Source organism: Providencia sp. PROV150, assembly GCF_028481025.1.
GTDB classification, from domain to species: domain Bacteria; phylum Pseudomonadota; class Gammaproteobacteria; order Enterobacterales; family Enterobacteriaceae; genus Providencia; species Providencia hangzhouensis.
The window spans coordinates 15062-29022 of sequence record NZ_JAMPPJ010000024.1 but is presented as its reverse complement, the minus strand read 5'-3'; the positions used below and the strand labels follow the sequence as shown (position 1 = coordinate 29022).

Annotated in this window: 10 protein-coding genes; 2 read left to right on the top strand and 8 right to left on the bottom strand. The window is 35.8% G+C overall.

Features of this window, described 5'->3' with window-relative positions; all coding sequences use genetic code 11:
- Positions 1–193 precede the first annotated feature (193 nt).
- The 3 genes from tsgA to PSE83_RS15245 form a co-directional block, all read right to left on the bottom strand.
- Entirely contained in the window at positions 194–1408 is a 1215-nt protein-coding gene (gene tsgA / locus PSE83_RS15255) for an MFS transporter TsgA (RefSeq protein WP_164564455.1), read from the bottom strand.
- Between the two features lie 90 nt (positions 1409–1498).
- Positions 1499–3055, bottom strand: a complete 1557-nt coding sequence (locus PSE83_RS15250; protein WP_004261157.1) for a bifunctional metallophosphatase/5'-nucleotidase — start codon at positions 3053–3055, stop codon at positions 1499–1501.
- A gap of 155 nt (positions 3056–3210) precedes the next feature.
- Positions 3211–4614, bottom strand: coding sequence for a transposase-like zinc-binding domain-containing protein (locus tag PSE83_RS15245; protein WP_004261160.1), 1404 nt, complete (start codon positions 4612–4614; stop codon positions 3211–3213).
- Positions 4615–4871: 257 nt separating this feature from the next.
- Here PSE83_RS15245 and PSE83_RS15240 point away from each other — a divergent pair, with 257 nt between their 5' ends.
- Positions 4872–6356 carry a sulfatase family protein gene (locus PSE83_RS15240; RefSeq protein WP_004261164.1) on the top strand — a complete coding sequence of 495 codons (1485 nt, stop codon included), beginning with the start codon at positions 4872–4874 and terminating at the stop codon, positions 6354–6356.
- 122 nt (positions 6357–6478) lie between these two features.
- Here the strand turns inward: PSE83_RS15240 and PSE83_RS15235 are convergent, their stop codons facing one another.
- The 5 genes from PSE83_RS15235 to PSE83_RS15215 all read right to left on the bottom strand — a co-directional run bounded on the left by PSE83_RS15235 (position 6479) and on the right by PSE83_RS15215 (position 13456).
- Positions 6479–7738, bottom strand: coding sequence for an aromatic amino acid transport family protein (locus tag PSE83_RS15235; protein ID WP_004261167.1), 1260 nt, complete (start codon positions 7736–7738; stop codon positions 6479–6481).
- Positions 7739–8014: 276 nt separating this feature from the next.
- Positions 8015–9373: an anaerobic C4-dicarboxylate transporter DcuC gene (gene dcuC, locus PSE83_RS15230; RefSeq protein WP_004261170.1), complete on the bottom strand. Its 1359-nt coding sequence runs from the start codon at positions 9371–9373 to the stop codon at positions 8015–8017.
- Between the two features lie 216 nt (positions 9374–9589).
- Positions 9590–11008 carry a carbohydrate porin gene (locus PSE83_RS15225; protein ID WP_036958415.1) on the bottom strand — a complete coding sequence of 473 codons (1419 nt, stop codon included), beginning with the start codon at positions 11006–11008 and terminating at the stop codon, positions 9590–9592.
- A 261-nt stretch (positions 11009–11269) separates the two neighbouring features.
- Positions 11270–11728 (bottom strand): regulatory protein RecX, encoded by a 459-nt coding sequence (locus tag PSE83_RS15220; RefSeq protein WP_004261175.1) that lies wholly within the window; start codon positions 11726–11728, stop codon positions 11270–11272.
- Between the two features lie 270 nt (positions 11729–11998).
- Positions 11999–13456 (bottom strand): DUF4026 domain-containing protein, encoded by a 1458-nt coding sequence (locus tag PSE83_RS15215; RefSeq protein WP_164564439.1) that lies wholly within the window; start codon positions 13454–13456, stop codon positions 11999–12001.
- 252 nt (positions 13457–13708) lie between these two features.
- Here PSE83_RS15215 and PSE83_RS15210 point away from each other — a divergent pair, with 252 nt between their 5' ends.
- Positions 13709–13891 carry a hypothetical protein gene (locus PSE83_RS15210; RefSeq protein ID WP_004261179.1) on the top strand — a complete coding sequence of 61 codons (183 nt, stop codon included), beginning with the start codon at positions 13709–13711 and terminating at the stop codon, positions 13889–13891.
- Positions 13892–13961: the final 70 nt, after the last annotated feature.

Here is a 13961-nt window from a genome sequence, read left to right as displayed (position 1 = left end):
ACTTTTATTAATTTCATTTGAAATACCCCTGCTTATTTCAAAATAAATATAGAAAGGCTATTGAAAATAAACATTATAGATAAATCAGAGGTATTTATTAATTACGCGGTAGATAGAAAATCATTCTAAAATAACTCTATCTATCCCTGTTTTATTATAAACAATGAACCATATCTTAAATAAATTATCATTATTAGTGTGACTGACTTAAATTTAATACTCTATGTTTAGTAAAGAAACCAAGTAAGAAACAACAAGCAAAAACAGTAAAATATAAAATATTAGCTGTAATTAATGCGGTCTGAACACCAAAGTGCTCAACCACTGGACCAGTTACGACAAAAGTTAACATTGTACCAACTGTTCCACAGGTTAAAATAAAATTAACTAATTTAGGCGATGACACACTCGTTTGTTGTGAACCTAAAGTAATAATAGTTGGATAAATTGCACTAGAAACAAAACCTAATCCAAAAATGATATATTGTAATAGATTGACTTGTTCACTGTGAATAAATATATACATTGCGATAGTCGCTAAAGCCGCAAGAAATACAAGGACTCTTTGTAAATCAAAAAACTTGATAACAAAACTAAACACCCACATACCGATCATATAAGATGTCCAAAAATAACTCACTAGTACGCCAGCTTCACTGATATCCATTCCTAGGTCTTTAGTTGTATACTCAGGTATCCATTGAATAAAAGCCAACTGTCCCAATATATAGCAAACAGCAGCAGCGGAAAGTAATACAACATTCAGTCCCCATTTTTCAGAGGTTACCTTTACTGATACATTACTTCCATTTTTAGACGATTCTTCTGCATTAACTTTTTTACCAATGGCAGGAAAATCAGAGAGCAATGTTAGTGATATTATTCCTAGATAAATTAATGCGATACACCCATATACCCAGTACCAGCCTAAATGGCGAGTCAATATCGCAGCAGCAATAACAGGGAATATCGTTCCTGCCATACTAAAAAACGAATCGGTGAATAATAAACGTGCACCACGCTGTCTACCTTCATATAACTGAGTGATCAAAAATGTCCCAATAGACATCGTGATTCCACTGACGGTACCTAAAATAAACATACAAATAGAAAATATAATTAAGGATTTTCCAAAGAAAAGCCCCGTTATAGATAACAATATTAAAATAGAGCCAAATATTAGTTGTTTTTTAATTACAAATACTTCCATTAACCAAACATTAAGAAATATAGCAACTAATATACCTGTATTTAGAAATGTAAATGTATTACTCATACTAGTGATTGGCACTCCAAAGTACTGTGCAATATCACCCATTACCATTCCTGTTACTATAATTAATGCACCAGTGAATGAATAAGACAGACAGCTTATAGCAAATAGCCTCTGAATATTTGATTTATTCATATTTCCCTCAGAAGGAACTTATATTTTAAATATATTAAAGTGTTAGAGTTAATAATAATGCCGAAATTAATCGACATTATTTTATATATATTACTTACTTGCTATATCACTAATACGTAAATCTAATTTTGGATTTTGATTTGGTTGCTTTTTAATAAATTCAATAACCGCATCAGCAGCACTGATACCTGGGATTGTTTTAGTATTTTTACCATTATTAAATGCTTCAAAACCATCGCCACCTGTTGCTAAGAAAGAATTAACAACAATTGGATAATATTCGTTATCATTAATATCTTTACCATTTAATTTTAATGAAACGACTCGACTGTCTGGATTTTTCTTACTGTCATATTTCATTTCTAAGCCTGAAGAGACTTGTAATACGCCATTTGTCAAGTTTGCGGCATGGTTCATTAATGAACGAAGATCTTTTCCACTGATTTCCATGTAAGTAAGTTCATCAGGGAATGGGAACATACTGATTACATCACCAAGAGTAATATTACCTTTTTCTATTTCGCTTCGAATACCACCGCTATTAACAAAAGCAATTTTCGCGCGTGAATCTGTTTGCAAGAAAGCATCTGTAATTAAGTTACCCAATAAAGATGATTCACCATAAGCACGTGTTAATTCGACGTTAGCATTTCCAATTTTTTCTAGCGTGATTGTTTCTAGCTTTTTAGTCCAATCATCAATTTTCTTTTGAGTTGCAGGGTCTGGCGTATGTTCATCTGCGAACATATTAATTAGTTGCCCTTTATATCCTTTGATCTTATTTGTATTATCATCAACGTCTAACACTAACTTACCTAAGTTAATGCCATAAGAATCTGTTGAAACAATTAAGGTATCATTTACTTTAATGGGCTCTGGTGTCCCTACATGAGCATGGCCTGTAATTAAAACATCGATACCATCGACTTGTTTAGCTAGGTCAATATCTTTTTGTAGCATTCTAGATACATCAGTCGCACCGAAACTTGATTGACGAGCAGGGACGCCTTCATGTACCAGTAATACTGTAATATCAACTTTATCTTTCAGCTCATTAATATATTTTTGTAAATACTCGACTTCGTCTCTAGCTTCTACACCTTCTCTTTTATCTTTATTCACTGTGTCGTAAAAAGCAAATTTTCCGTGTAAGCCAATAACACCTAGTTTAACACCATCTTTTTCTATAATAGTCCACGGTTTATCCCAGACAGGTTTCTCTGAATTCTCATAAAAAACATTTCCTAATAAAACAGGAAATTTAGCCTTATTTAATTGAGTTAACATATTAGGAACACCATGATCAAATTCATGGTTACCAATTGAAACTGCGTCGAATGACATTTCATTCATAATATCAACTACAGCTTCACCATTTGTTAACGTACTAATATATGGCCCTGTAAAATAGTCACCTGCATCAAAGAAAAAAACACCTTGTTCTTTATTTTTAGCATCTTTAACTACACTAGCTATATTAGCAAACCCGCCTACTTGTCTATCTTTACTAATATAAGGAACTTTAAATGGTGAAACATGAGCATGTAAATCATTAGTATGATAGATAGTAATATCTTTTGCATATGAAAGAGTACTACCTAATAGCGAACCTATAATTATGGGTAAAACTAATAACTTTTTATTCATAACAATTGCTCCAGAATAAATATATTGCCATCATTTTTGATGACTGTAGTTAATAATAATCGTACTGGAACATATGTGATTTTAGTCACGTTTAACCACTGATTTCATCATCAACAGAAAAATACTATCAATTTATGTTGGTATATCTCTATATTTTACTCTTCGCTATCAGAATACAAGTCTACATTCAATATCATACTTAAGTCATACTGTTGTTTTGCCACTCCTATACGCTGAGCAGCTGTTAGTGTTTCATTTGGAGGAATACAGCAGTAATTATAATATTTACTAAATAAAGAAAGAATTTTAACTAAAATTTTTGGTGATAGTGAATTTATTCTTTTACTTGGGAAGAAATACAAGAACGTTTTTATAAATTCTTCAGAATATTTTAATGATGGGTTTAACTTTAGATACTCATAGGGTTGATTGTTTTTAGAACTAGTCAAATTACAAATATATTTATACCCTTCCCCATTAATATCTTTATATTCATGCCAAATATTCTTCCACCATCCAACTTTATAGCTTCCAGTATGTTTATATTGAATGCCATCTCTATTTTCATTAGAAATAACATAGAAAACATCACATTTCTCATTTCTAATTGCATTCCCATAAGCTGTTAATACTGCTCCTCGAATATAAACCTCATGATGAATAAAGTGATGTTTTACATTCGGTGCTAACAATATCTCTAATGTTTTAAAATGACTATGGCCAGCAACAACAGGCTCTATAACATGTTTTGACACATTATCACTCGTATAGTGGATATGATCAAAGCTATGACGCTTATGAAATGATTCATATTTCTTATATATTTTTTCTATTGTATTTTCTTCTAATAAATTAATAGATTCCGCTGGGATATTTTGTGATTTATAAATACTTTCTAGTGATAACTCTTGATCATTCCAATTTGTCGTAATAGACAATACATAACCTGTTTTAGAACAGCAACTAACTATACAGTGTAAATTATTAGATAGTCCCGTTTTATTTTCAACCCTACAATTTAAATTAAATAAACTTGTCTCTATTGATGAAAGTTTATTTTTTATTTTATATTTTTCAACTTTCCTACATAATATATCTAATATTTCATTTATATTTTCTAATCTTCGATAAAAAGATGCCGGTGTAATTTTTAACTCTTTAAAAATAGTACTAACCTTGGTGTTTTTTAATAAGCTTTCTATGAGTTTGTTATCAACATCATCAAATTTGTTTAGATTTTTTAATGAATAAACATTATTACAATTCTTACATTGATACCTAACAGTACCAATTGCTGTTGTTCCATATTTTATATTTTCAGTTGAATAGCAGCTTGGACAAGCTTTTTCTATATTTTTCATATAGAAAGACCAATATGGATAAAATATTTTTTTTAAGTCATCGTTATTAATTAGATAACTATTACCGCCACATTTAGGACAATATATGGCTCTATAACCAAGTTTGAATGATGGTTTAACGTAATCAGCGCAATCAACTAGTGCAAAATTCTTACAATCCTCTGATTTACATACATTTACATCAATCTTTGGTAACATTTTACCCCCACCAACATATTTTGATAGTTTATATTATTATTGATAGATCATGAACAATAAATGTGAACTATATTACATATTATAATTACAAATTAATTATTTTTACTATACATAATTAACTTGTAATTATATTCATGAATCTATACCAATCTATATCAAATAGAAAGATTATATTTTCTTTATTTATAAGTATATAAATCAAATCAGCAGTATTAATTTACCTTAAGGGATAATGTAAAGTATATGAGGATTGTAAAATGGTAGATGTCACTCGTAGAACACTTTGTGAAGGGTTGATGGCTTTATCTGTACTTGCAATAACAAACACTAATGTTTTTGCAGCTACAGCTAGACCTCGACCAAATATTCTTTTTCTCATCGCAGATGATTGGAGTTGGCAGAATTCCGAAGCCGTTGATAAGCTTGGTTTAAACCTTCCAACTTTTGAACGAATTAAACGCTCAGGAGTTAATTTTCCTAATGCATTCACCGCTGCCCCCACATGCACAGCCTCACGGGGATCTATTTTAACGGGTAAACCTATTTACCAACTAGAACAAGGAGCTAATCTCGCAGGTACATTATCCTCAAAATTATTAACATATACCGATATCTTAAAGGACAATGGTTATTATGTAGGTTTCTCTGGTAAAGGCTGGGCACCTGGTAAAACTGAGCCAGGAGGAAGAAGTCAAAACCCAGCCGGCGCTCGATATAAAAACTTTGATACGTTTATGGCTGAGCGACCAAAAGATACACCATTCTGTTTTTGGTACGGTAGCCCTGAACCTCATCGCCCTTTTACAACGGGAGAAGGAGTTAAAAAAGGAATAAAAGTTAAAGATGATGGTGTTCCTAACTATTTACCAGATAACCAGATAGTACGTGATGACATCGCGGATTATATCGATGCAGCTCAGATATTTGATAAGAATTGTGGTGATATTCTTAATAAACTTGAAAAAGAAGGTCTTTTAGATAATACCGTTGTTGTTATTACTGGTGATAATGGTTGGGCATTCCCAAGGGCGAAAGCAACCCTATATGATGCAGGAACACACGTTCCACTTGCCATTATGTGGAATAATGTCATCAAACCATCACGTACAAATGACTCACTTGTATCCTTAACCGATCTAGCTCCTACCTTTTTAGAAGCAGCAGGAGTTAATCCGCCATCATCAATGGTTGGGAAAAGCCTGCTTCCAACCTTGCAATATGACCAGCCACATCGTGAATCGGTTATTACTGCTATGGAAAGGCACATGGATGGTGGAGAGGTTCCACTAGAAACTTATCCTATTCGTGCATTACGTACTCATCAATATTTATATATCAAAAACTTTGAACCTAACCGCTGGCCAGCAGGAAAACCAGGCAAGGACGACGTTACATTTAAGGAATATGCCAATAAAGTTTATAGCGGCTATGCTAATATTGATGCCAGCCCAACAAAAGCATTCATCATTACCGAAAAAGATAAGAAAGAAATAGAACCTTTTTATACCTTGGCGACAGGTAAACGACCTAATGTTGAGTTATATGATATTCTAAAGGACCCAGATCAGCTCAATAATTTAGCTCAGAATAAAGAATATGCAGACGTTCTTGAACAGCTAGATACTCAATTAATGACAACTTTAAAAGAGCATGGCGATCCAAGAGCAACAGGAAATGGCAATATTTTCGATACCTACCCAACTTATAGCGACCCTGGATTTGGTCGTCCTGATAACTACTAAATTGATGGCTTTAACATGTTAGTAGTATTCTTTAATAAGATTAATTAAATATACAGTAATTAAACAACAAGGGGCTCTCACTTAACTAATAGAGTGAGAGCCCTTAACGAATCACTTAGTCATTATAAAAATGCACCATAAATAACCGAAGTAATAGACGCTAATCCACAGATAAAAGTAAAGATTTGTGCCAGTTTTGAAGTGCTAAATTTCTTCATTGCAGGAACAATATTCATCGAAACAACAGGTAGAATGAATAGGATAGCGGCAATCATTGGTGCCCCCATCGTTTCAATCATGCCTAAAATACTTGGGTTACGAATAGTCACAATCCAGGTTGTTATCACAATAAATAACATGGATGCCGTTTGAATTTTCTTCACAGAGAAAGAAGAGCGAGATTTAATTAACCCAACCAAACCTTCGTGAGCGCCTAAGAAGTGACCAAAGTAACTTGATACAATCGCAGCGAAAGCAACAATAGGCCCTAAATAAGATAGGATTGGCGATGGGTTGATATTCGCAATATGTGATAACACACTGATATTTTGTTCTTTCGCAACGGCAAGCTCTGCTGGGCTTAGTGATAACACCACAGAGAAAACGAAAAACATCACGAAACCAGTCAGCATCAATGCTGCACCACCAGTAATCATATCCGTTTTTACCACTGCATTATCACCAAACTGCTGACGTTGGTCTTTAGTAAATTGGCTGATGATTGGGCTATGGTTAAATGAGAATACGATAAGTGGGATCGCCATCCAAACAATCACAGGCATTGCACTCCAATCAGGAGCCACCTCTAGCATGGACATATTCCACTCAGGGATTAGATACAATGATAAAGCTAACAAAATGAATACCAAAGGATAAACCATTAGGGAGGTGAGCTTTAACATAAGGTCGCGACCAAATACCACACCAGCAGTCATTGCAGCAATCAATACTCCAGACAATAACCATCGTGGTAGTGGGTCTATTCCTAATTGATTTACTAAGAACGAATCAACAGTATTCGTGATACCGACACCGTAAATCAATACGATAGGGTAAATAGCAAAGAAATAGGCAAATGTAATAATATTTGCGCCTACTTTACCAAAATGCTCTTCTACCGTATCGGTAATATCGGCATTTGGATTTTTTGAGGATAAGACAAAGCGAGCTAACCCTTTATGAGCCAACCAAATCATTGGCGTTGCAATTATTGCTAATACTACTAATGGCCAAAACCCCCCAGCACCAGCTTTAATTGGTAGGAATAAAACGCCTGCCCCCACGGCGGTACCAAATAAAGAAAGTACCCAAGTAAAATCCTTATAAGTCCACTTACTGACAGGTTTATCTTCTGTAACTACTGCTTTTTCAATTGTGCTCATCTTGTGTTCTTCATCATTAACGTTATTAAAATAAGATGTGCAGATTTTGCATTAAATGGGCAACAGTACCTAATTTAATTACTCTATTTCTTTCAACTTTTTGGGGTAGATCTCGTTAATAACGTAAAAGAACAAACACCACGTAATTATTCTGTAAAAAAATAATTTCGCAATCAATTAAAAGAGTAAATTTTAGATATAAAGTATTTAATTTTTAATTCGAGGAATGGCTGAGTTATTCGCTCAGCCATTTTTTTTACCTGAGAAACTGAAATGTTATAGATATATAGGCACTAATATTTCTGTCGCAATTACAACCACAACCAATCCAACTAATACTGGGATTGACGTTCTTTTCACGACTTCGAACGGAGAGATTTTTGCCATACCAGATACGGCCACGACAACCCCTGATACCGGCGATAAAGTCCGCCCTAAGTTAGAGGCTTGTAGCATTGGTATCACTAAGTAAGCAGGATTGACCCCCATTTGTTTTGCTAAATGAGGAATTAGTTCAACAAATGCATAGAACGGTGCATTCCCTGAACCTGTGGTCATCGCAGCTAACATCGTAATCACCACCAGTGCAATCATCATCACAATTGCGCCAGAACCGAATGACTGTGCAAGGTCAATGAGCCCTTTAATAAAGCCAATGGTACTTAAACCTTGAGCAAATACCCCAGCCGCCACTAATAACATAACGACCGTTGCGAATGCTTCTGCCATACCTTTGTAGCAAACTTCTAAGCCACTATAGACATGTTTAGCGCTGAAGCTACGGATGAATTCAATGATTGCAGCCAAAATAATACAGCCAACAATAATGGTAACAATATGCAATTCAGGCGCCCATTTACCATCAAACACTAAAACACCGATAATTGGCGTAAAAGGTAAAATAGCGTAGAAAGCAGGAGCATGGGTTTTAATTTCATTCACATCTAACATTTCAGTCGTGACATTTTCTTTTCTGTCGAGGTAACGCTGCCAAAAGAAGTGAGCGATTGACATTGCCACAATTGCCGCGATAGAAATCGGTAAGGTCGTTTTAAATGCAAAGTCGATTAATGGCATTTCGGCCGCTTTTGCCGCTAAGATAACATCACCAGATGTCGGCGCTAAAATAATTGCCGCTGGCGATGCACAGATTGCTGCTGCTGCACCACGGCTGATCCCGACATTCACCATTACAGGGAATAATGTCGCCATCAGTAATACACCGAGGCCTGTCGCAGAAGATACCGCCAGTGACATCAAACATGCCACAATATAAGCAGCAACCATCAACAAATAAGGTGAGTTGATCATTTTTAATGGCTTAGAAGCGATTTTCACCACAACATCATTCGCCCCAATGTGAGTCATATAAGATGCAAACCCACATAACACCATGATCATCATACCAAGGTCGCCACCTCGGCTCATTAATAGGAATTTTATGTATTCCAGAATATCTGTTACACGCCACCCCGTCGTTGGAACAGAACCTGGTAAAATACTTTTGCCCATAATAGCGGTAATGATTAGAAGTAAAATCCCTCCCGTCATTAACACACCCGTTGCGGAATACCCTTTTATGATATAACGCCCAACTCCAATGGCGACAATAACGCCGATTAAGAGCTCAATCATTTATTTCTCCTGCCTGTCTTATTTTGTAATTATAAAAAAATTACTCTGCCTAATCATTAAGCAAAATTCACTGACAATGATCATGTCAGCAGATGATTTTTAATATAGAAATGCGTTAAAACACAAGAGAAATAAATAAAAAATCTTTTTGATAGTTATTTTGCAGCCGATCTTCCTATTTATTAACAACACATAGGAAGAACGGCTTAACTTAGACTAGAAAAAATATTTGAAGCGAGCACGAACACCATAGCGTTCATCATCATGATGACTAATCAAATTAGGGTTATCTGCATTAATTTTAGAGTAATAAGCACCAAGATAAATTTTGTAATTATCTATAGCTAAAATTTGAGGTAACTCATAAGAAGCATATAAAGTATGAATATCATATTTACCTGGGATGTTATTCAATACTGAATTAGGGTCTGTCGAAATATTTACTGCATTAAAATCTTTAATATTATTATGCGCATAGATATAACCTAGTTGAGCGCGACGCCACAAGGCATAGCCACCTAACGATAAATCTGTTTCTGCTATTGCATCTAGGTATGCAGTACTGAATGTTAGCTGCACGCCATTATCTGAGTCTTTTTCTACGCTATTCCATCCTAAAGTCATACCATATCCATTACGTTTGGACATATCCTTCCAATGACCATCAACGTTATCCCCATAGGCATTGTTGATAACTTGGGATTCCATCGCAATAGCCACTTTAAAATCATTCGGCTGCCAAGCCACCACAGGCCTTAAATAAATAACATTTTTCTTATTATCTAGCTGATAACCATGGTAATTAGAATCATCGAATAAAGCGGTACCATCTTCAACCAATGCGTTAATTTCAAAATACCAATCATCTAATGAATGGGAAAGTTGAACACTACCACCATCACCTGAACGCCCACGCCCTTCTTTCATCATATAAATATAACCGAACCCATCACTGTACAAATCATTCGCCGTATTGCCTGAATACTGTACAAACGTATCTTGTCCTAATGGGAACATATCATAAGCTTCGTAACGGCCGAGCTTTACTTGCCAGCGATCCTTTTGCCCGAAATAAAAAGCGGCATCATCAAGGTTCATTTTTCCTGTCATATCCGCAAGCGGCTGCACAGAAAACCCTGCATAATTTCCATTATCTTTCAAATGATTACCATCTACCCCAATCAAGATTCGTCCATTAATATCCCAATTATCACTCTTATTTGGTTGGTTGTTTTTCCCAAGAGCCGTTCTGACAGATGTAATTTGTCCCTGACGACTCGCCCCATCCATATTGAACTCAACATCGCCATAAAGCTTAAGTTCACCGTAATCATTGTGGTATTGGATCCCAGATGTTGGTTTTTCTTCACTCTCCCTTGGTACATTTGTATTGGAAATAGGCTCCTTAACAACGGTTGATATGGGTTGTTTGGTAGTTTCATGCATATTCATCACTCGTTCGAGCTTTTCTGCTTTCTGTTCAGCAGCTTCGGCACGTCGTTCTGCCAACTCAGCTCTTTTCTCTAACGCCTCCAGCCTTGCCTCAATACGGCTTAAATCCGTTTGAGCATCCCCCACCAAAGGGAATAGGATGACAAAAGCCGCTGCAATCGCAGATAACGGTAACATCTTCATATTAATACCTATTTGAATTAAACCAATAAATATCATTGCTAGCGCTTTCTTCTCTTTTTTGATTTATCGTGAAGTGAGCTGCCCAGAACATGAACACAGTATATGATCAAAGATATGTTAACGTTAACATTAAATTGATAAAAGAAAGATCGAACTCACAATTCACTGATTAATCTAAAATAAACAACGTCAAAAACTATGTTCAAATTTTATTTCAACCAGTTGAAAAGTAAGTGATTTTATAAATTAACAATATGAAAACTAACCATTGAATAACTCATAAATCATATCGCCAAAAAAACCACGATACTGTAAATATCTAATTTGTTTGCTTTTTTCCTTGAAATCATGAGGAAGGTCATCACCGAATTTTTTACTACGAACCAATGCGGCCTTTTCAAACCAATCTACATCTAGAGTAGCAAAATGCTTTTCCACAACCGTTTCAGTGAAACCTTTCTGCCGCATTTCTTGTTTTATCCGCAATGGTCCATACCCTTTACGGAGATAACCTTGCATTAATAACCCCGCGACACGGTCGTCATCAAGAAAATGTTGCTCACTTAGCCTTTCAAGCACCAATTCAATTAAAGGCTCATCAATAATACCTTCATTTTTTTCATACATACGCCGTTTCATACGAGCAAATAGCTCTGCTTTCCCATAATCACGACGGGAAAGCATAAACAAGGCATATTGGTAAAGCTCGGATTCATTCATGGCGTTAAATTTTCATCATTAAATTGGGCGCATTGCGCGCCCAGTCTAACATAAACCTTTGTACTCTAGCTTGAATAAGTATGTGATTCGGCTGGCGGAGCTCAGTCAACACCCATGCGGTTTGAATCGTGGCGCGTATATACTCTAAATAATTCAAGTTGCATGTAGGCGACAAACGAAGACAGACCGATGAGCATACATAAGTATGTGATTCGGCTGGCTGAGCGCAGTCAACACCCATGCAGCTTGAAGTATGACGAGTATGACAAGTTAGTGAACTTGAGCGCCACTTAACAATTTATATATCGTATCAGGGGTATAACTGCCGTCTTGGAAATAAATTGTCCAATCCGTAATATCGTCGCGCGTTAATGGATAAACTTCCCCTTCTTGCATATTTTTCACATAAAAAGGATGGTTAATTAAACGCCCTTCAAACTGGTCTCCATTCCAAGAAACAGGTTCAAACCACATATGTTCATGACCATCGAAATCTTCTTCTGCATCATGGTAACCAATACCGCATTTCACTAAAAAGCGCCATTCAGAATCTTCAGCTTCCTCGTTTTTACCAAGGAATTTGGCAAAAAAGCCTTTCTTCTGAGCGACCTGTTTTGGCCCATAGTTATCTAACATATGGGTGAAATATTCCCAACGCAATTTAGCTTTACGCGACATATCTGCCGTTTCTTCATCGGTGCGCATAAACATCATGGCGTTTTGATCTTCAAAACCTTCAAAGAAACTTTCTAATACTGGGTTTTCTTGTGTCACACGAAACAACATCGCGGATGGGTGCTGATGAGATTCGTCTCGATCATGCCAATCCCCCATGAAACGCTCTGATGACGCATCACCAAACTCGAAATTCATCTCTTCAAGTGGCTTCAAATCATCAATTGGCGTTGATTTACCCACATGCAACAGCCCTTCTTCAAACGGTACTGCAACTAAATACTCATAGCCTGCTTGGGTTTGACCAATAAAAATAGGTTCATTAAACACGATTTTTCCGTGAGTAATACTGTTATTCACGAAGCTCCAAAATAGTTCGGGAATACCATAATAAGAAGCAATCGGGTGCGGTATAATAATTTCTGCTTCCGATAAACCACAACGTGCCAAACCGTGAGTATGGAACCAATACATGGTCGGAGCACGCTCTTCTTCCGGCTTGTCTTCGTTGTCTTCTTGATCATAAATAGCATGAACAACATACAAAGAATCAATGCTTGGCATCAAATCATCAATGAGTTGGAAATTAAGCCACTCACGAGTAAACACTTTCCCTGCGGCAGAAATATCCAAGCCTAGTAATAAATCTGGCACTAATATTTGAATAATTTTCAGCTGCTGAAGGTAATTAGCTAATGGCTGCCCTTGAAATAAACATTCAACAATCACTGCTTGAGGAGCAGCACTGGCCTCTGCATACAGCTCAGGGCTGATTGGATCAGTGGCAAAATAAGGATTGATGGTATATTCAGGGTCGCTATCCACTAAAGAGATATAAAAACGTAATTCTTCTTCATCTTTTTTACAGCTAAAGAAAAAACCGCCATCCTCAGGAATGTAGTCTATTTCACCATCGGTGAAATAAGTTTGCTCTTCTAAACGCTGCTCTAATAATAAAGACGTCAGCTCAGAACCAGGGATAGCAACCATCATTGATGCTTCTTTTTCACCCTCACCTGCTGCGGTATCAAGGTAGTGTTGTTTATTATTCATTTTCAGACCTATTAATAAGTGACTCTGGCGAGGATATCAGCTTATATTCATTAAGAATATTGTGATTATTCTTAACAAACAGAGATTGTGATTTGATCCTTCGTATTGCAACTAAGTTAATAAATAATCATTATTCGACAATCAGTTATTCTACTTTTCATACTGTATTGACTGAGGCACAATAATGCACTTTCTTTAATTTGCTTTAAATTGATAAAGCAAAAGTTCTATTTCAATAAAGGTAATTCAAATATGGCTGATTTAACCAAGGCACAAAAAGAATATGTTGATGAACTGGCGATGCAGCGCGTTTTCGATATGAATAGCGATGAAGTGCTGGTCAACGCCTTAGAACAAAAGATTCACCAAATGGAAGACCATTTAAAAGCCTATTTTCATGAGCGTGTTAAGTTTCATCAACAAAACAAAAAGTAGTATTTTCAGCCCTATCGTGCCGATGTTATTTCTTGCATCGGCAGCTATTTTAGGTATGAAAAATGATAAT